The organism is Stenotrophomonas sp. VV52 (assembly GCF_002893095.1).
Taxonomy (GTDB): domain Bacteria; phylum Pseudomonadota; class Gammaproteobacteria; order Xanthomonadales; family Xanthomonadaceae; genus Stenotrophomonas; species Stenotrophomonas aracearum.
This window is the reverse complement of the sequence record NZ_PKQQ01000007.1, coordinates 129,072-146,392: the sequence shown is the minus strand read 5'-3', so window position 1 is coordinate 146,392 and position 17,321 is coordinate 129,072. Positions and strand designations below refer to the sequence as shown.

Here is a 17,321-nt window from a genome sequence, read left to right as displayed (position 1 = left end):
TCAGGGGAGGCGGCAGCGGAAAGATGGACCTGCGCGAGCGCATGACCTTCCACAAGGTCCCGGCTGTGAGCATCGCGCTGATCGAGAACGGCCGCGTCGAGTGGGCGCGTGCTTACGGTGTGGTCAACGCCGATGGGGAACCGCAGCATTTCCGCCGAGTACGGCTGGCCGGAGTTCAAGGTGACCGAGAAAGTGGCCAATGCCGGCGACGCGACGAACAACCAGCAGATTGCAGGCACCTATCGACTGATGGACACGCCAGTAGTGATCAGTGCGGAAGGCGAGCGCCTGTATCTGCAGAGCGATCTGTTCGGCGCAGCGCGCATGGAGCTGCATGCTCAGTCTCCAACAGCGTTCTTCACTACCGATCAGGACATGGTGTTGAACGTCACCCGCAACGCAGAGAACGAGGTGACGGGGTTCTCGTTGGTTCGTGGCGCGAGCACCTATCAGGCCGCTCGTAGCTGAGCAGTCCACCCCTGATTGGCCGTGACGCTTGTGGCCCAATGGTTTCGGGCACGCCGTCACAGCTTGCCGGGTCCATTTATGGCATATTATGGCATCGCCCATAATTATGGCGATTGGCATAAATCCCCATAATGAACACGCTTGCGGACATCCACTATTTTCCCCGAGAACAGTTGGTCCAGACGGTTCACCAGGCGCTTGGCTCAGGGCTGACACATGCAATCACCATGTTCGCTGCACGGCGCATGGGCAAAACGCTTTTCGTGAAGAATGACCTTGTTCCAGCTGCAGAGGCATGGGGTTGGCGGGCGTGCTACATCGACCTGTGGGTCAGGCGCGACCACCCAGAGGTGGCGCTGGTCCAGGAACTGGAGGCTGCCGTGCGGCCCAAGGGGCTCCTGGCGCGGGCGATCAAGCCTGACAAGTTGACCGCAAAGGCGGGCTACGGAGGATCAGGTGTCCATGCGGAGTGGCTGCCAAACACTGGTGAGCTGGACTTGCAGGGCAGGCTGAGGAACGCGATGCGCAGTTTGGCGTATGCCAATGATCAACCTGTCCTGCTCATCCTGGATGAGTTCCAGACGCTCGCCAACGGCATGCACGAAGATTTCATCGCTGCCTTCCGCGCCTCGATGCTGGAACTTCAACCCAGGTTGAAGTTGTTTTTTACCGGCTCTTCTCGCGAAGCACTCAATGCAATGTTCCGCAAGCGAAAAGCCCCCCTCTTCGATGCCGCACTGTCTTTGCCGCTTCCCGAGCTGGACGAAGACTTCGTGCAGAACCGTGCTTTCATCTTTCAGAAGATGACGGGACGGAGCGTTGACGAGGCGGAGTTGGGAAACGTCTTCGAGCGCATTGCGCACGTACCGCTCTACCTCAATCAGATCATCCTGCACATGGTGGTGGGCATAACGTCCGACCCATGGGAGGGCCTGCGCAGGTGGCAGGACGAGATAGGCGAAACAGGATTGCGCGAGCAGTGGCTGATGCTGAAGCCAGTAGACAGGTTCATCCTGGAGCATCTGGCAACCCGGCAATCGGAAAGCCTTTTTGGCAGCGAGTTCAGCGCTCTGGCGACTGAGCGACTTGACGACAATACCTCGTACAACCCGCAACGCATTCAGACCGCCGTGGCCCGACTTGTGAAGGCCTTGGTGCTCGCACCCAAGGGGGTCAAGGGCGAGTACGAGATCGAGGATCGTGCACTGGCCACCTATCTCGCAAGCGGGCCAAGTGTGGCGCGATGAAAGTAAGAATGCCCGCACATGGCGGGCATTGGTTGGCATTCGCAGGGGCCAGACCCCCTCAGTGCGTTTCTGCTTCCACCTTCGCGTAGAAGTACTTTGTTGGGGAGATCCGGGACATCGGGTGGTAGGTCACCCCAGGACGACCCGTGGCGAGTGGAAACTTCACAGGCGGATCCACCTTGATGGTGATGACGCCTTTCCTGGCTTCGATCTTCAGTTTCGACCCTGCGGTGAAGCCGATCTCACGCAGCCATTGGCCTTGGATCTTCAAGACCGGAATCTGCTTTTGCACGGTTGACCTCCAATGGTTGTAGTCCTCGACGGAATGGCGAGGGGATCGGAGCCCACATCCAGCATGCTCAAGAGTTTTGCGCTCCGAGGTTCACCGTGCGCGCTGGTTCGCAACAAGACAATTAGATTTTGTCTATCGATTTGCGCAGTTTCATTGACGACCTCTACCCTGTGGCGTTTTTGCCCGCATTGAGCCTTGCGATAGATGGCCTGAATTGCAGAATTGAGAACTGAGTTCGTGATGGATAGGCGCGCTATCCAGTGATTCGGAGAACTCTCAGTTGCGAGAAGTGACGCTATGAGCAGGAAACTCTACAGTGCTGCTGCTCTGCCGAGGTTTTTGGCCTTCATGAGGTTGCCGGCCGGCGGCCGGCACTACCGGTTGCGGGGGCGCGGGAGCCCCCGCCGGGCAGAGCCCGGCGCTACTTGCTGCTGACGTACTTTTCGCGGCGCACCTGGGGGGTGGGCAGGCCGGCGTCCTTCAGGATCTCGAAGGTGGCGTCGACCATGTCCGGGTTGCCGCACAGGTAGGCGATGTCGGTGGCCGGGTTGGGGGCGAATTCGGCCAGGTGCTGCTGCACGTAGCCGTGACGCACGTCCGGGTGCGGGTCTTCCGGCAGCTCGCGGGACAGGCACGGGACGTAGCGGAAGCCCGGGTGGGCGGCGGCGAAGGCGTAGAAGTCGTCGCTGTAGAGCAGCTCTTCGGGGGTGCGGGCCCCCTGCAGCAGCACCACCTCGACCCCGCGCTCGGCCATGGCGGTGGCCAGCAGCGGCAGCATGGAACGGTACGGGGTGACCCCGGTGCCGGTGGCGATCAGCAGGTAGCGGGCGTTGTGGTCGCCGGGCATCAGGCAGAACCGGCCGAACGGTCCGCTGGCGGTCACGTGGCCGCCCAGGTCCAGGCCCTCGAACAGGGCCGTGGCAGCGCCGCCAGGCACGAAACTGACTGCAATATCAACGGCTTCGCCCGGTGCCAGGGCGTGGTCGTGGATGGTGGCCAGCGAGTAGCTGCGCTTGGTGGCGGTGCCGTCGGCGTACTCGAAATGGACCTGGATGAACTGGCCGGGCTGGAAATCCAGCGGTTGGCCGTCATCACGCAGGAACTGGTAATGGCCGACGGTGGGGGCCAGCATGCGCCGGTCGATCAGCTTGAGGGGGAATTGAACAGGCACGAATTTGGGAAACAGTGTGTAGCCGGGGCAAAACCCCTGAGGCCTTCTATAATAGCCGCTCCCCCGCCCCTATCCAGCGCCGACCCTTGGGCGCGAAGGCAAGAGCTTGGCATCCCAGAATCCCCCCGCGACCAGTACCGCCCCCGCCCTGCGGGTGCGCGACCTCCGCAAGACCTATGACAACGGCACCCAGGCGCTGAAAGGCGTTTCGCTGGACGTTGCCCCGGGTGACTTCTTCGCGCTGCTGGGCCCGAACGGGGCCGGCAAGTCCACCCTGATCGGCATCATCAGCTCGCTGGTGAACCTGAGTGAAGGCCAGGTGGAGGTGTTCGGCAGCGACCTGGTGCGCAGCCGCAGTGCCACCATGCGCCTGATCGGGCTGGTGCCGCAGGAAATCAACTTCAACCTGTTCGAGAAGCCCTTCGACATCCTGGTGAACTACGCCGGGTTCTACGGGGTGGCGCGCGCGGAGGCCGAGCAGATGGCCGAAGTGGAGCTCAAGCGTGCCCACCTGTGGGAGAAGGCGCAGGTGATGAGCCGCACCTTGTCGGGCGGCATGAAGCGCCGGCTGATGATTGCCCGCGCGATGATGACCCGGCCGCGGCTGCTGATCCTGGACGAACCCACCGCGGGCGTGGACATCGAGATCCGCCGCGACATGTGGCGGGTGCTGAAGGAGATCAACGCGGCCGGGACGACGATCATCCTGACCACGCATTACCTGGAAGAAGCCGAGCACCTGTGCCGCAACCTGGCGATCATCAACCACGGCCAGATCGTCACCCAGGGCCCGATGCGCGAACTGCTGGCCAAGCTGGACGTGGAAGGCTTCCTGTTCGATATCGACGGTGAGCTGCCGGCGCAGCTGCCGGTGATCGAGGGCACCACGATCACGGCCATCGACGGGCACACGCTGGACGTGGACATGCCGCGCGCGATGGACCTGAACCGGGTGTTCGCGGCGCTGAACGCGTCGGGGATCCGGGTGCGTTCGATGCGGACCAAGAGCAACCGGCTGGAGGAGCTGTTCGTGCGGCTCACCGGCAACCAGGAGAACGCGGCATGAGCAGCACCCCGACCCCGGTCCTGACCGACGGCCAGCGCAACCGGATCGCGCTGATGACGATCGTGCGCCGCGAAGTAGCGCGCATCCTGCGCATCTGGGGCCAGACCCTGGTGCCGCCGGCGATCACGATGACGCTGTACTTCCTGATCTTCGGCGGGCTGATCGGTTCGCGCGTGGGCGAGATGGGCGGCTACAGCTACATGCAGTTCATCGTGCCGGGCCTGGTGATGATGAGCGTGATCCAGAACAGCTACGGCAACATCAGTTCGTCGTTCTTCGGGGCGAAGTTCGGGCGGCACGTGGAAGAGCTGCTGGTGAGCCCGATGCCGAACTGGGTGATCCTGTGGGGTTACGTGGCCGGCGCGGTGCTGCGCGGTCTGATGGTGGGCATCATCGTGCTGATCATCGCGATGTTCTTCACGCCGGTGCGCATTCCGCACCCGCTGGTGACGCTGACCACGGTGCTGCTGGGCGCGACGATCTTCTCGCTGGCCGGTTTCATCAACGCGGTGTACGCCAAGAAGTTCGATGACGTGGCGATCGTGCCGACCTTCATCCTGACCCCGCTGACCTACCTGGGTGGGGTGTTCTATTCGGTGAAGCTGCTGCCGGGCTGGGCCGAGGCGGCCACCCATGCGAACCCGATCTTCTACATGGTCAACGCGTTCCGCTATGGCCTGCTGGGCACCAGCGACGTGCCGCTGTGGGTGGCCTACGCGCTGATGATCGGCTTCGTGGTGGCACTGACCGCGCTGGCGCTGTGGTTGCTGAAGCGTGGCGTCGGGATGCGCAGCTGATGCGCATCCTTGTACTGGGTGCCGGTGGCACCGGTGGCTACTTTGGCGGGCGGCTTGCCCAGGCCGGGGTGGATGTCACGTTCCTGGTGCGGCCGGCCCGCGCGGCACAGCTCGAGCGCGATGGGCTGGTGATCCGCAGTCCGTTGGGTGATGCGGCGTTCCCCGTGGCGCACGTGACGGCTGACGCGTTGCCTGCGCTGGCGGCGGAACAGCCGTTCGACCTGGTGATGCTGAGCTGCAAGGCCTATGACCTTGAGAGCTCGATCGAGGCGATTGCGCCGGCGGTGTCGTCGCGTACGACGGTGCTGCCGATCCTCAATGGATTGCGCCATTACGCGGCTTTGGATGCGCGCTTCGGGCGCGATGCGGTGCTGGGCGGGCTGTGTTTCATCAGTGCTGCCAAGGCTGGGGATGGCGCGGTGCTGCACCTGGCACCTGCCGCGAAGATCACCTTTGGCGAGCGCGATACGGCCGGCAGCAGTGCGCGGGTGTTGGCACTGGCGGCGGCGTGCGTGCAGGCCGGGGTGGACCATGTGGCCAGTGATGCGATCGGGCAGGAACAGTGGGTCAAGTACACGTTCCTGACCGCGCTGGCGGCTGCGACGTGTGTGATGCGGGCCGATGTGGGCACGATCGTGGCGACCGACGACGGCGCCGCGGTGGTGCGTGGCCTGTATGACGAGTGCCTGGCGGTGGCCGAGGCGGCCGGTGAGCCGGTTCCGGAGAAGGCGCGCGCGATTGCGCTGTCTGCGCTGACCCAGGAGGGCTCGGCGTTGAAGGCGTCGATGTTGCGCGATCTGGAAGCCGGCCAGCAGGTGGAGGCGGAGCAGATCGTGGGCGACATGCTGGCGCGGGCGCGTGCGGCAGGCCAGGCGGCGCCGCTGCTGGCGGTGGCGTATGCGCATCTGCAGGCGTACCAGCGCAACCGCGCGGGTTGAATGTGACCGCCGGTGCGCTTCCGGCGCGGGTGCTGGTGCTGGGGCTGGGGTACGCCGGCCAGCACGTTGCCGCGTTGCTGCAGTCGTTGGGCGTGGCGTGCAGTGGGAAGGTGCGGGATGTCGACGTAGCGCCGGAGGTCATTCGCGATGCGGAGGCGGTGCTTTGTACGGTGCCGCCGGATGAAGACGGCGATCCTGTTTTGGGGTTGTTGACGGCGGAACTGCGCGAGAGCCCTGCGCTGCGGTGGGTGGGCTACCTCTCTTCTACTGCCGTATATGCCGACCGCGATGGTGGTTGGGTGGATGAGCAGTCGGATGCGGATGCCGTGGATGAGACGGCGCGACGGCGCTTGCTGGCCGAGCGGCAGTGGCGCGCGCTTGCGCGGGACAAGGGCATCGCATCGTCGGTATTCCGTCTGCCCGGACTGTATGGGCGCGGACGAAATGCGCTGGTGCAGCTGGCGGAAGGACGCGCGCGGCATGTGCTGAAGCCGGGGCTGGTGTTCAACCGGCTGCACGTGGAAGACCTTGCAACCGCGGTGGTGGCGGCGATGCGCCGTGCCGAGCCCGAGGCGTTGTATCTGCCCTGCGATGATGAAGCGGCGGCGCCGCAGGCGGTGCTGGCGTATGCGGCGGCGTTGGGGGGATTCGAGATGCCGCCTGCCGTGGCGTGGGACGATCCCTCGTTGAGCCCGGCGTTGCGGCGGTTCTATGCCGGGTGCAAGCGGATCGACAGCCGAGGAACACGTGAGGCGCTGCAGTGGGCGCCGAGGTTCGCGACCTATCGCGAAGGCCTGCAGGACGCGTTCAGGGGGTAGAGCCACGCCCTGCGTGGCTGCAATGCCCGGATACCAGGAATGGTCGGCGCGTCAGCCACGCAGGGCGTGGCTCTACCGGATCATTCGACGGGTGGAAGGCGGAAGAACGTGCGCGTTGCCGCGGTGGCATTCGCTGCCGTGGTCGCCACGTCCTCGCCCCGATCCCGTGCCAGCTCTTCCACGATGTGCTTGAGGAACATCGGCTCGTTGCGGCGATCCTTTGGCATCGGCTTCAGGCTGCGCGGCAGCAGGTATGGCGCGTCGGTTTCGATCATCAGGCGCTCGGCCGGAATGTGCTTGACCAGTTCACGCAGGTGCGCGCCACGGCGTTCGTCGCACAGCCAGCCGGTGATGCCGATGTACCAGTCCTGGTCCAGGTAGTCGAACAGCTCCTGGCGCTCACCGGTGAAGCAATGCACCACCGCCGCGCCGATGCGGCCGTCGAAGTTCTTCATCTGCGCCATGAAGTCGGCATGGGCGTCGCGCTGGTGCAGGAACAGCGGCTTCAATGCACCATCCGCCGCGCGCACCTCGCTGGCCAGCTGCAGCTGCCGCTCGAAGGCGCGGTGCTGCGCCGGGCGCGGGGCGAAGTCGCGGAAGTAGTCCAGGCCACACTCACCCACCGCCACCACTTCGGCATGCGCATGCAGGGCGCGCATTTCGGCGTCGCACTCGTCGGTGTATTCCACCGCGTGGTGCGGGTGTACGCCGGCGGTGGCGTACAGGAAGCCAGGATGCTGGCGGGCCAGGTCCAGTGCCATCGGCGAGTGCTCGCGGCTGGCGCCGGTCAGCACCATCTGCACCACGCCGGCGTTGCGCGCGCGGGCAAGTACGGCGTCGCGGTCGCGGTCGAAGGAATCGTGGGTGAGGTTGGCGCCGATATCGATCAGTTGCATGGGGCAGCTACAGGGCAGTTGATCGCGCCATTGTAGCGTGCCGCCCGTGCGGGCCCTGCCCGCGGCCCGTATCCTTGCGGCATGAGCTCGCCTGATTTCCCGATTTCCCCGCTGCTGCCGCAGATCGCTGCACACCTGGCCGCGCACCCGCGCTTGGTGCTGGAAGCGCCACCCGGCGCCGGCAAGACCACCCAGGTGCCGCTGGCACTGCTGGACGCGCCGTGGCTGGAAGGACGGAAGATCATCATGCTGGAACCGCGCCGCGTGGCCGCGCGCAGTGCCGCGCAGTTCATGGCGCGACAGCTGGGCGAAGACGTGGGCGAGACGGTGGGCTACCGGATCCGCTTCGAGAACAAGGTGTCGGCGCGCACCCGGGTGGAAGTGGTGACCGAAGGCATCCTGACCCGCATGCTGCAGGACGACCCGATGCTGGAGGGCGTGGGTGCGTTGCTGTTCGATGAGTTCCACGAACGCCACCTCGCCGCCGACCTCGGCCTGGCGCTGGCGCTGGATGTGCAGGCACAGCTGCGCGATGACCTGCGCATCGTGGTGATGTCGGCCACGCTGGACGGCGAGCGGCTGGCGCAGTTCCTGGACGCACCGCGCCTGGGCAGCGCCGGACGCAGTTTTCCGGTCGCGGTGAGCCACTTCCCGGCCCGCCGTGACGAGGCGCTGGAAGCGCAGGCACGGCGTGCGGTGGAACAGGCGCTGGCGGAACACCCCGGCGACGTGCTGGTGTTCCTGCCCGGCCAGCGTGAGATCTCCCGCACCCTGGCGGCGTTGGACCAGGCGCTGCCGGGCGACATCCAGGTGCTGCCCCTGCACGGCGAACTGCCGGTGGAACAGCAGTCGCGCGTGCTGCAGCCGGACCCGAACGGGCAACGCCGGGTGGTGCTGGCCACCAACGTGGCCGAGTCCTCGGTGACCCTGCCGGGCGTGCGCGTGGTGATCGATGCCGGGCTGGCGCGCGAACCGCGCTACGACCCCAACAGCGGTTTCTCGCGGCTGGACGTGGTGAGCATCGCGCAGGCCTCGGCCGACCAGCGCGCCGGCCGTGCCGGACGCGTTGCAGATGGCTGGGCGTGGCGGCTGTGGCCGCAGTCGCAGCGACTGGAAGCGCAGCGCCGACCGGAGATCGCACAGGTGGAACTGGCGGCGCTGGCGCTGGAGCTGGCGGCGTGGGGCAGCGATGACCTGCGCTTCGTGGACGCCCCGCCGGTGGGTGCGATGGCGGCCGCGCGCGAACTGCTGCAGCGGCTGGGCGCCCTGGGGGGCAATGGCGCGCTGACGGCGCTGGGCCGGCGCATGCTGGCGCTGGGCACGCACCCGCGCCTGGCGGCGATGTTGTTGGCGGCCGGCAACGGCAGCGAACAGGCGCTGGCCTGCGACCTGGCCGCGCTGGTGGAGGCGCGCGACCCGCTGCGCCAGGGCGGTGATGCGCTGGCCGCGCGCTGGCGGGCGCTGGCGGCGTTCCGGCAGGGGCGTGCACCGCACGATGCCAACCGCGGCGCGCTGGCGGCCATCGACGCGGCCAGCAAGCAGTGGCGTCGGCGCCTGCGCTGCGACAGCGCGCCCCCGAACACGGTGGAAGCGCACCAGCTGGGCGACCTGCTCGCGCATGCCTTCCCGGACCGGATCGCCGCCCGCCACCCGACCGACCCGCAGCGCTACCTGCTGGCCAACGGCCGCAGCGCGCGCCTGTTCGACCCCAGCGACCTGCGCGGTGAACCGTGGCTGGTGGCGGTGGAACTCCGCTACGAAGCGCGCGACGCGCTGTTGCTGCGTGCGGCGCCGGTGGACGAGAACCGGCTGCGCCACGATTTCCCCGACCGCTTCCAGCAGGAAGACGTAGTGCGCTGGGATGCGGAAAAACGCGCCCTGGTGGCCCGCCGCGAGAGCCGCTTCGACCGCATCGTGCTGGACAGCCGTTCGGCCGGCCGGGTCGACCCGGCACAGGCCGCGCAGGCCCTGACCGACGCGGTGCGCGAGCTTGGCCTGGAGGCCCTGCCGTGGACGGACGGGCTGCGCCAGTGGCAGGCGCGCGCCGTTGCACTGCGCACGTGGATGCCGGAACTGGAACTGCCGGATGTCTCCGATGCCGCGCTGATGGCGTCGTTGCCGACATGGCTGACGCCTGCATTCAACGGGAAAACCCGGTTGGATGCGCTGGATGAGTCGGCGTTGGGCGAAGCGCTGAAGTCGCCGATGCCGTGGGCGCAGCGGCAACTGGTCGACCGCCATGCGCCGTTGCGGATGGCGGTGCCGTCGGGGATGGAGCGCGGCATCCAGTACGCGCTTGAGGCGGACGGCCACACCCCGCAGCCGCCGGTGCTGGCAGTGAAGCTGCAGGAGCTGTTCGGGCTGGCCGACACCCCGCGCATCGCCGACGGGCGCGTGCCGCTGACGCTGCACCTGCTGTCCCCGGGCGGACGCCCGCTGCAGGTGACCCAGGACCTGCGGAACTTCTGGGCGAACACGTATGCCGAGGTAAAGAAGGAGATGAAGGGGCGGTATCCGAAGCATCCCTGGCCGGATGATCCCTGGACGGCTACGGCTACGCATCGGGCCAAGCCGCGGGGGACCTGATTCCGCGTGGAGCCACGCAGGGCGTGGCTCTACCCCGGGGTGCGCAAGCTGAATCAATGCTGCGGATTGGTTATGGTGGTGACCGGATCGTGGCCGGCGGATAACACGCCCTACACGGCCCTCGCGCGACACTGGATCCCGAACCGAGGCAAAGGACCCCCCAATGAGCAGACTGACCGTGATTACCGACCGCGCCCTGGAGCGTGCACTGGATCTGGCAAGCAACGCCGGCGACGGCCTGAAGCATGCCGGCAGCCACCTGCGCCACCTCGGCCCGCAGGCGACCGACTGGATCAAGACCGGTGCGGCGCTCGGGGCGGTGAAGACCGGCAGCAAGGTGGCGGCCAAGGCCGTGCGCCGCAACCCGGCGGCGACCATCGCAGTGGCTGCGGTGGGCGTGGGCCTGCTGGGCTATGCGCTGTACCGCAAGCAGCAGAAGAAGAAGCTGGCCAACGGCCACGTGGTCAACGGCCAGGCCGAACGCATCAACGCGCGCAACCGCCGCAACACCACCGTGGTGGACGAGCACAGCGACATCGGCAGCGACGCCTGATTGCTGCACTACGCCGAATTGAAAACCGCCGGCTTGCCCGGCGGTTTTTCTTTGCCGGTAGAGCCACGCCCTGCGTGGCTGCAACGTTGATCGGCACCGCGTTCAGCCACGCAGGGCGTGGCTCTACCGGAGGGTGCGCCATTGGCCGGGCTGCAACCCTTCAAGACCGTGCGGCCCCATCGCCACGCGCACCAGCCGCAACGTCGGCAATCCCACCGCTGCGGTCATGCGCCGCACCTGCCGGTTCCGCCCTTCGCGCAACGTGATCGCCAACCACGCATCCGGCACGGTCTTGCGAAACCGCACCGGTGGATTACGTTCCCATAACGTCGGCGTGTCCAACCGCTCCACCCGCGCCGGCAAGGTCGGCCCGTCGTTCAACTGCACGCCACGGCGCAATGCCTGCAACTGTTCGTCGCCGGGCGTGCCCTCCACCTGCACCCAGTAGGTCTTGTCTTCCTTGTGGCGCGGGTCGGTCAACCGATGCGCCAGCCGGCCGTCGTCGGTCAGCAGCAGCAGGCCTTCGCTGTCATAGTCCAGCCGCCCCGCCGCATACACGTCCGGCGGCAGCCCGAACCCGGCCAGCGTGGCACGTGGCGGCTGGCTGCTGTCGGTGAACTGGCACAGGACGTTGAACGGCTTGTTGAAGGCGATGAGCATGGGTGGGACAGCAGCGGCGGTGCGCCATTGTCCCACCCATCGGGGTTGCGGCGTTACGACTTCACGAAGCGCAGGGTCATGCGGTCGCTTTCGCCGATCGCCTTGTACTTCGCATCGTCTGCGGCGTCATGGTTGTTCACCGGCGGCAGGGTCCACACGCCATTGGGATGGTCCTTGGTGTCGCGCGGATTGGTGTTGATCTCGCTGGTGCCGGCCAGCTTGAACCCGGCCGCTTCGGCCATGGCGATCACCTGGGCCTGGCCCACGTAGCCGCTCTTGTCGTCGGCGGGCACGTCGGTCTTGGCGCGATGCTCGACCACGCCGAGCACGCCGCCGGGCTTGAGCACCTTGTAGAAGCCCTTGAACATGCCTTCGGCCTGGTTGGCGGTGCGCCAGTTGTGCACGTTGCGGAAGGTCAGCACCACGTCGGCTGAGTTGTCCGCGCCGAAGGTGGGTGCGTTCGGGTCGAACTGCACCACGGTGGCCTTGTCGTACATGCCCGGGGTCGCCGCGAACTTCTTCTGCAGGCCGTCGATCTGGCGCTGCTGGTAGTCACGGCCCTTGCCTTCGGCCACGGCCTTGGGGTCGACCACGGCGGCGACGTAGGTGCCCTTGTCGCGCAGCAGCGGCGCCAGGATTTCCGAATACCAGCCGCCACCGGGGGTGATTTCGACCACGGTCTTGCCCGGCTCCACGCCGAAGAAGGACAGCGTCTGCGCCGGGTGGCGGTATGCGTCACGCTTCACGTTGGCCGCATCGCGGCCTTTGCCGTCCACGGCGGCCTGCACGGCCGGGGTGATCGCGACCTGGGCGTTGGCGCCGGCCGGCTTGATCGCCATGGCGGGGGGGGCAAGCAACAGGGTGGAGACGGTGAACAGGCAGGCACAGCTGAGCGAACGGGCTTTCATCGAATCACCTACGGTGGACGGGATGCGGCGAGCCTAGCAGCCGCGATGTCAAAGGTGTTCACAAAACGTTAGTGCAGTGCAGCGAAGCGGAACACTGTTTTGTGGCCGGCGCCGCAGCGGTGTCATGGACGGGCACTTATGCTGTGACTCTTGCTTTGGATTGGAGGATTGCCCATGACTGCACCCCGCGAACTCGGCCGTTCCGGCCTGAAGGTGCTTCCCATCGCGTTCGGCGGCAATGTGTTTGGCTGGGGTGCGGACGAGAAGACCTCGTTCGCGCTGCTCGATGCGTTTGTCGACGCCGGCTACAACCTGGTCGACACCGCCGATGTGTATTCGGCCTGGGTACCGGGCAACCAGGGCGGCGAGTCCGAAGCGATCCTGGGCCGCTGGTTCCAGCGCAGCGGCAAGCGCGACAAGGTGGTGCTGGCCACCAAGGTCGCCAAGTGGGCCGAACACCCCGGACTGTCGGCCGACAACATCAGCGCGGCGGTGGAAGATTCCCTCCGGCGGCTGCAGACCGATGTGATCGACCTGTACCAGGCGCACGAGGACGATGAATCCACGCCGCTGGAAACCACGCTGGCCGCGTTCGGGCGGCTGATCGAACAGGGCAAGGTGCGCGCAATTGGCGCATCCAACTACAGCGCTGAGCGGCTGCAGGCGGCGTTGAAGGTCTCCGAGGATTACAAGCTGCCGCGCTACGAGACGCTGCAGCCGGAGTACAACCTTTATGACCGAGCCGGGTACGAAGACGGGTTGGAAGCGGTGGCGCGCGAGCATGGGCTGGGCGTGATCAGCTACTACTCGCTGGCCAGCGGCTTCCTGAGCGGCAAGTACCGCAGTGCCGACGATGCCGGCAAGAGCAGCTCGCGCGGCAGCAGCGTGGTGGGCAAGTACGTGAACCCGCGCGGCCTGCGCATCCTGCAGGCACTGGATGATGTGGCCAGCAGCCACAAGGCGACGCCGGCGCAGGTGGCGATCGCGTGGTTGATCGCGCGGCCGGGTATTACCGCGCCGATTGTCAGTGCGACCAGCGTGGAGCAGTTGCGCGATGTGTTGGCCGCGGCGCAGGTGGGATTGACCGCAGAGGACGTAGCCCAATTGGAGTCCGCAAGCGCGTAGTGCCGGCCGCCGGCCGGCTCCAGGCGATTGCATACCCCGTGCAGAGCCGGCCAGCGGCCGGCACTACGGGGTGGTGGCGTCTTCCGCGATCAACGCGTGGTGCAGGCTGACCCCTGCACGCACGCCTTCTGCACTGGCCAGGGTGATGTTGCCCATCACGGTCGCATCGCCGGCCGCATACACACCCGGCACCGTGGTCTGCTTCTGCGCGTCCACGCGGATCAACACGCCTACCGGGCTTTCATCCAGTTCGCAGCCCAGCTGCTCCACCAGCGCTGACGCCATCTGCTGGCGCGCGCTCACAAACAGCGCGCGCAGATCGATGCGGCGGCCATCGGCCAACAGGGCGGCGCTGAGCTGCGGTGCCTCGCCTTCCAACGCAACCACCGCTTCGGTTTCGATGCGCACCCCGCGCCGCTGCAGGGTCGCGAGCGTCTCATCGTCGAGTTCCATGCCATGTGCGAACAGGGTGACCCTGCCCCAGTCGGCCAGCACCCCGGCCATCATGCTGGACAGCGCATGCCCGCCGAGCAGGCCGATCTCGCCGCCGCCGATTTCATAACCATGGCAGTACGGGCAGTGCAGCACACTGTGGCCCCAGCGCTCGGCCAGGCCGGGCAGTTCCGGCAGCACGTCGGTGATGCCGGTAGCCAGCAACAGCTTGCGCGCCGCCCAGGTTTCACCGCTGGCGGTGGTGACCGCAAAGCCGTCCACGGTGGCCTGCGCGTCGGTCACGGTGTCGGTCGCCCAGCGCACGGTGGAGTAGTCCAGCAGCTGCGCCTTGGCCTGGCGCAGCAGGTCGCTGCCAGAGATCCCATCCAACCCAAGCACGCCATGCGAATGGCTGGAAAAGCGGTTGCGCGGCAGCCCGCTGTCGACCACCAGCACGCTGCGGCGCGCACGCGCCAGCATCATCGCGGCGGACAGGCCGGCGAAACTGCCGCCGACGATCACGGCATCAAAGCTCATGCGGAACTCCTGCTGCAGGGTGGGCCAGGTGCTGGGCGAAGGCTTCGCCCGGGGTGGCCAGGGTGGTGGCGCGCAGGCGGGTTTCGAGCAGGGCCTGCGCCTGTTGGTAGCTTTCATCCAGGGCGGTGTTGACCACCTGCTGGACCGGGCAGCTCCGGCCGGTTTCGCGCACGCCGGTGTGCAGCAGCGCGGGCGAGCCGATCGCACGGTAGACGTCATGCAGGGTGATGCTGGCCGGGTCGCGCGCGAGCTGGCTGCCCCCGCCATGGCCGCGCGCGGTGTGCACCAGCCCGCCCTTGTGCAGGGCGGCGAGCAGGCGGCGGATCACCACCGGATGGGTCGGCAGGCAGGTCGCGAGCTGTTCGGAGGTGCGCGGTCCGGCCTGGCCAACCAGGTGGGCCATGATGTGGAGCGCGTCGGAGAACTGGTTGCTAGATTTCATGTAACACGAATAGTTACATATTAGACAGCCGTTGGGTAGCGTCCGCCGTTTGCCGACCCTCATGGACGGTGAAACGGGTGCATGGGTCGGCCAACGGCCGACGCTACCGGAGGAATGCCTGCCCGGTGAGGTTCTCTGCGAGGTAGTCCAGGAACGAGGTGATCCGGGCCGATACCGCCGTGTTGCGGTAGTAGACGGCGTGGATGGGCTGGCGCACCTCCACGGTGAGCGCGGGCAGTACCTGGACCAGGGTGCCGGCATCGCGGTCGCGCTGGGTCATGAAGTCGGACAGGCAGACCATGCCGGCACCCTCCAGCGCCAGCCGGCGCAGGGTTTCACCACTGGACACCGCCACCGCCGGGCGGATGTGCAGCAGCGCGTCGGTATTTCCGGGCAGCGGCCAGTGGTTGAGCGAGTCGGGTTCGTTGAAGCCGAGCAGTGCGTGCCCGGCCAGGTCGTCCACGGCCTGCGGCGTGCCGCGCTCAGCGAGGTAGGCCGGACTGGCCAGCACCCGCAGGCGGCTGTGCGCGAGCGGGCGCGCGTGCAGGGTGGAGTCGGCCAGCGGCCCGATCCGGATGGCCACGTCGGTGCGGCGTTCGAGCAGGTCGATGTAGCGCTCGCTGCTGTTGAGTTCCAGCTGCACCTCGGGGTACCGCGCACGGTAGCCGGCCACCAGCGGGGCGATCACGTGCAGCACGAACGGGGTGGCCGCATCCACGCGCAGCCGCCCGGCCGGGCGTTGCCGGCGCGCGGCGACCTGTTCTTCCGCCGCTTCGACCGAGGCCACGATGGCACGGGCCTGGGCCAGGAAGGCGTCGCCTTCTTCGGTGAGCTGCAGGCGCCGGGTGGTGCGGGTCAGCAGGGTGGTGCCGAGCTTTTCCTCCAGCCGCGCCAGCGCACGGCTGACCCCGGAGGTGGTCTGACCCAGCTGCTCGGCGGCAGCGGTGATCGAGCCGCTGTCGATCACGGCGATGAACGCCTGCATTTCATCCAGGGTGGTCTTCATACCGCCCATTATTGACCATGAAGCAAGAGTCATTGGCGTGAAGACCGGTTTTTCGGCAAGAGTGCGGCGCGCAGACTGCGCACCTTCTTCTTCCACCGGTAACCGTCATGTCCCGTGGCATCCCCTTGGCCTTGCTGGCGCTCACGCTCGGTGCGTACGCCATCGGCACCACTGAATTCGTCATCGTCGGGCTGATCCCGACCATCGCCGCCGACCTGGGCGTGTCCCTGCCCTCGGCAGGCCTGCTGGTGTCCCTGTACGCGCTGGGCGTGGCCGTGGGCGCGCCGGTGCTGACCGCGCTGACCGGGCGGGTGCCGCGCAAGACCCTGCTGGTGGCCCTGATGGTGCTGTTCACCCTGGGCAACGTGATCGCGTGGATGGCGCCCAGTTACGGGTCGCTAATCGTGGCGAGGGTGCTGACTGGCCTGGCGCATGGCGTGTTCTTCTCGATCGGCTCGATCATCGCCACCTCGGTGGTGCCGAAGGAGAAGGCGGCCAGCGCCATCGCGATCATGTTCACCGGTCTCACCGTGGCGCTGGTCACCGGCGTGCCGCTGGGCACCTTCATCGGCCAGCACCTGGGCTGGCGCGCCACCTTCCTGGCGGTCGCCGCGCTCGGCGTGGTCGCCCTGGTCGGCAGCCTGCTGTTCGTGCCGCGCAACCTGCAGCGCAGCGAGCCGGCCACCTTCGGCCAGCAGCTGGCGGTGCTGGCGCAGCCACGACTGCTGCTGGTGTACGCGATCACCGCGCTGGGTTACGGCGGTACCTTCCTGTCCTTCACCTACCTGGCCTCGATCCTGCAGGACGTCACGGGCTTCTCGCCCAACGCGGTGAGCCTGGTGCTGCTGGTGTACGGCGTCTCGGTGGCGATCGGCAACCTGTGGGGCGGCCGCCTGGCCGACCGTCGTGGCCCGGTGCCGGCGCTGAAGCTGATCTTCGGGCTGCTGGCGCTGGTGCTGTTCGCGCTGACCTTCACCGCGCACAACACGTGGCTGGTGCTGCTTACCGTGCTGGCGTTGGGCGCGGTGGCATTCGGCAACGTGCCCGGTCTGCAGGTGTATGTGGTCAAACAGGCGCAGCGCTTCGCCCCGCAGGCGGCAGACGTGGCCTCGGGCCTGAACATCGCCGCGTTCAACGTCGGCATCGCGATGGGCGCCTCGCTCGGCGGCCTGGTGGTGGACCATCTTGGGCTGATGCACACGCCGTGGCTGGGCGCACTGGTGGTGCTGGGTGCGCTGGGCCTGACCGTGCTGAGCGGCCGGCTGGATCGCCGCGACGGTGTTGCCGAACGCGCCGACGGCCTGGTGGTTGCCGCGCATTGATCGGTGCGATTTCCCTCGTTTAACAGTGCCCGGCGTAGCCTGCACTGCCCTCCCCCC

At 67.1% G+C, this 17,321-nt stretch carries 18 protein-coding genes; 10 read left to right on the top strand and 8 right to left on the bottom strand.

The annotated features are described in order from the left end of the window. The first annotated feature begins 108 nt into the window (after nt 1–108). Nucleotides 109–468 (top strand): hypothetical protein, encoded by a 360-nt coding sequence (locus tag C2U58_RS13030; protein ID WP_146033463.1) that lies wholly within the window; start codon nt 109–111, stop codon nt 466–468. A 131-nt stretch (nt 469–599) separates the two neighbouring features. Continuing rightward, nucleotides 600–1,715 carry a hypothetical protein gene (locus C2U58_RS13025; protein ID WP_102946249.1) on the top strand — a complete coding sequence of 372 codons (1,116 nt, stop codon included), beginning with the start codon at nt 600–602 and terminating at the stop codon, nt 1,713–1,715. A gap of 58 nt (nt 1,716–1,773) precedes the next feature. Here C2U58_RS13025 and C2U58_RS13020 read toward each other — a convergent pair whose 3' ends face one another. After that, complete coding sequence (locus tag C2U58_RS13020) at nt 1,774–2,007, bottom strand: SymE family type I addiction module toxin (RefSeq protein WP_102946248.1); 234 nt, start codon at nt 2,005–2,007, stop codon at nt 1,774–1,776. Between the two features lie 421 nt (nt 2,008–2,428). Continuing rightward, nucleotides 2,429–3,193, bottom strand: coding sequence for a ferredoxin--NADP reductase (locus C2U58_RS13015; RefSeq protein ID WP_253256741.1), 765 nt, complete (start codon nt 3,191–3,193; stop codon nt 2,429–2,431). A gap of 91 nt (nt 3,194–3,284) precedes the next feature. Here C2U58_RS13015 and C2U58_RS13010 point away from each other — a divergent pair, with 91 nt between their 5' ends. The 4 genes from C2U58_RS13010 to C2U58_RS12995 are packed head-to-tail and all read left to right on the top strand — an operon-like array spanning nt 3,285 to nt 6,797. Then, entirely contained in the window at nt 3,285–4,244 is a 960-nt protein-coding gene (locus tag C2U58_RS13010; RefSeq protein ID WP_070209484.1) for an ABC transporter ATP-binding protein, read from the top strand. Further along, nucleotides 4,241–5,041: an ABC transporter permease gene (locus C2U58_RS13005; RefSeq protein ID WP_102946246.1), complete on the top strand. Its 801-nt coding sequence runs from the start codon at nt 4,241–4,243 to the stop codon at nt 5,039–5,041. The genes C2U58_RS13010 and C2U58_RS13005 overlap by 4 nt, the downstream gene beginning before the upstream one ends. Beyond that, on the top strand, nt 5,041–5,979 hold the full coding sequence (panE, locus tag C2U58_RS13000; RefSeq protein WP_102946245.1) for a 2-dehydropantoate 2-reductase: 939 nt from the start codon (nt 5,041–5,043) through the stop codon (nt 5,977–5,979). Before C2U58_RS13005 ends, panE begins: the two co-directional genes overlap by 1 nt. Nucleotides 5,980–5,981: 2 nt before the next feature. Continuing rightward, on the top strand, nt 5,982–6,797 hold the full coding sequence (locus tag C2U58_RS12995) for an epimerase (RefSeq protein ID WP_253256735.1): 816 nt from the start codon (nt 5,982–5,984) through the stop codon (nt 6,795–6,797). Between the two features lie 80 nt (nt 6,798–6,877). Here C2U58_RS12995 and C2U58_RS12990 read toward each other — a convergent pair whose 3' ends face one another. Next, nucleotides 6,878–7,693: a TatD family hydrolase gene (locus tag C2U58_RS12990; RefSeq protein WP_102946243.1), complete on the bottom strand. Its 816-nt coding sequence runs from the start codon at nt 7,691–7,693 to the stop codon at nt 6,878–6,880. Nucleotides 7,694–7,774: 81 nt separating this feature from the next. On the opposite strand from C2U58_RS12990, the gene hrpB reads away from it, so the two are divergent. Next, nucleotides 7,775–10,279, top strand: a complete 2,505-nt coding sequence (gene hrpB / locus C2U58_RS12985) for an ATP-dependent helicase HrpB (RefSeq protein WP_102946242.1) — start codon at nt 7,775–7,777, stop codon at nt 10,277–10,279. A 163-nt stretch (nt 10,280–10,442) separates the two neighbouring features. After that, nucleotides 10,443–10,832: a hypothetical protein gene (locus tag C2U58_RS12980; protein WP_070207147.1), complete on the top strand. Its 390-nt coding sequence runs from the start codon at nt 10,443–10,445 to the stop codon at nt 10,830–10,832. 123 nt (nt 10,833–10,955) lie between these two features. Here the strand turns inward: C2U58_RS12980 and C2U58_RS12975 are convergent, their stop codons facing one another. Together C2U58_RS12975 and C2U58_RS12970 are read right to left on the bottom strand one after the other, a co-directional pair. Next, nucleotides 10,956–11,492 (bottom strand): pseudouridine synthase, encoded by a 537-nt coding sequence (locus C2U58_RS12975; RefSeq protein WP_102946241.1) that lies wholly within the window; start codon nt 11,490–11,492, stop codon nt 10,956–10,958. A 53-nt stretch (nt 11,493–11,545) separates the two neighbouring features. Further along, nucleotides 11,546–12,400: a methyltransferase domain-containing protein gene (locus C2U58_RS12970; protein WP_102946240.1), complete on the bottom strand. Its 855-nt coding sequence runs from the start codon at nt 12,398–12,400 to the stop codon at nt 11,546–11,548. A gap of 174 nt (nt 12,401–12,574) precedes the next feature. Between C2U58_RS12970 and C2U58_RS12965 the strand changes: the two genes are divergently transcribed. Further along, entirely contained in the window at nt 12,575–13,525 is a 951-nt protein-coding gene (locus C2U58_RS12965) for an aldo/keto reductase (protein WP_102946239.1), read from the top strand. A 63-nt stretch (nt 13,526–13,588) separates the two neighbouring features. On the opposite strand, the gene C2U58_RS12960 is transcribed toward C2U58_RS12965, so the two are convergent. The 3 genes from C2U58_RS12960 to C2U58_RS12950 form a co-directional block, all read right to left on the bottom strand. After that, nucleotides 13,589–14,494 carry an NAD(P)/FAD-dependent oxidoreductase gene (locus tag C2U58_RS12960; protein WP_102946238.1) on the bottom strand — a complete coding sequence of 302 codons (906 nt, stop codon included), beginning with the start codon at nt 14,492–14,494 and terminating at the stop codon, nt 13,589–13,591. After that, nucleotides 14,484–14,936: an Rrf2 family transcriptional regulator gene (locus tag C2U58_RS12955; RefSeq protein ID WP_102946237.1), complete on the bottom strand. Its 453-nt coding sequence runs from the start codon at nt 14,934–14,936 to the stop codon at nt 14,484–14,486. The genes C2U58_RS12960 and C2U58_RS12955 overlap by 11 nt, the downstream gene beginning before the upstream one ends. Nucleotides 14,937–15,039: 103 nt before the next feature. Continuing rightward, a complete protein-coding gene (locus C2U58_RS12950) occupies nt 15,040–15,942 on the bottom strand; it encodes a LysR family transcriptional regulator (protein WP_102946236.1) in 903 nt (300 codons plus the stop codon). Nucleotides 15,943–16,049: 107 nt separating this feature from the next. Between C2U58_RS12950 and C2U58_RS12945 the strand changes: the two genes are divergently transcribed. Beyond that, entirely contained in the window at nt 16,050–17,264 is a 1,215-nt protein-coding gene (locus C2U58_RS12945; protein WP_102946235.1) for an MFS transporter, read from the top strand. Nucleotides 17,265–17,321: the final 57 nt, after the last annotated feature.

Excerpts from the sequence above, each read along its gene's own strand:
- C2U58_RS12960 (WP_102946238.1), bottom strand. The coding sequence starts at position 14,494 with ATGAGCTTTGATGCCGTGATCGTCGGCGGCAGTTTCGCCGGCCTGTCC.
- hrpB (WP_102946242.1), top strand. The coding sequence starts at position 7,775 with ATGAGCTCGCCTGATTTCCCGATTTCCCCGCTGCTGCCGCAGATCGCT.
- C2U58_RS12965 (WP_102946239.1), top strand. The coding sequence starts at position 12,575 with ATGACTGCACCCCGCGAACTCGGCCGTTCCGGCCTGAAGGTGCTTCCC.
- C2U58_RS12950 (WP_102946236.1), bottom strand. The coding sequence starts at position 15,942 with ATGAAGACCACCCTGGATGAAATGCAGGCGTTCATCGCCGTGATCGAC.
- panE (WP_102946245.1), top strand. The coding sequence starts at position 5,041 with ATGCGCATCCTTGTACTGGGTGCCGGTGGCACCGGTGGCTACTTTGGC.
- C2U58_RS13025 (WP_102946249.1), top strand. The coding sequence starts at position 600 with ATGAACACGCTTGCGGACATCCACTATTTTCCCCGAGAACAGTTGGTC.
- C2U58_RS12955 (WP_102946237.1), bottom strand. The coding sequence starts at position 14,936 with ATGAAATCTAGCAACCAGTTCTCCGACGCGCTCCACATCATGGCCCAC.
- C2U58_RS12945 (WP_102946235.1), top strand. The coding sequence starts at position 16,050 with ATGTCCCGTGGCATCCCCTTGGCCTTGCTGGCGCTCACGCTCGGTGCG.
- C2U58_RS12980 (WP_070207147.1), top strand. The coding sequence starts at position 10,443 with ATGAGCAGACTGACCGTGATTACCGACCGCGCCCTGGAGCGTGCACTG.
- C2U58_RS13005 (WP_102946246.1), top strand. The coding sequence starts at position 4,241 with ATGAGCAGCACCCCGACCCCGGTCCTGACCGACGGCCAGCGCAACCGG.
- C2U58_RS12990 (WP_102946243.1), bottom strand. The coding sequence starts at position 7,693 with ATGCAACTGATCGATATCGGCGCCAACCTCACCCACGATTCCTTCGAC.
- C2U58_RS12975 (WP_102946241.1), bottom strand. The coding sequence starts at position 11,492 with ATGCTCATCGCCTTCAACAAGCCGTTCAACGTCCTGTGCCAGTTCACC.
- C2U58_RS12970 (WP_102946240.1), bottom strand. The coding sequence starts at position 12,400 with ATGAAAGCCCGTTCGCTCAGCTGTGCCTGCCTGTTCACCGTCTCCACC.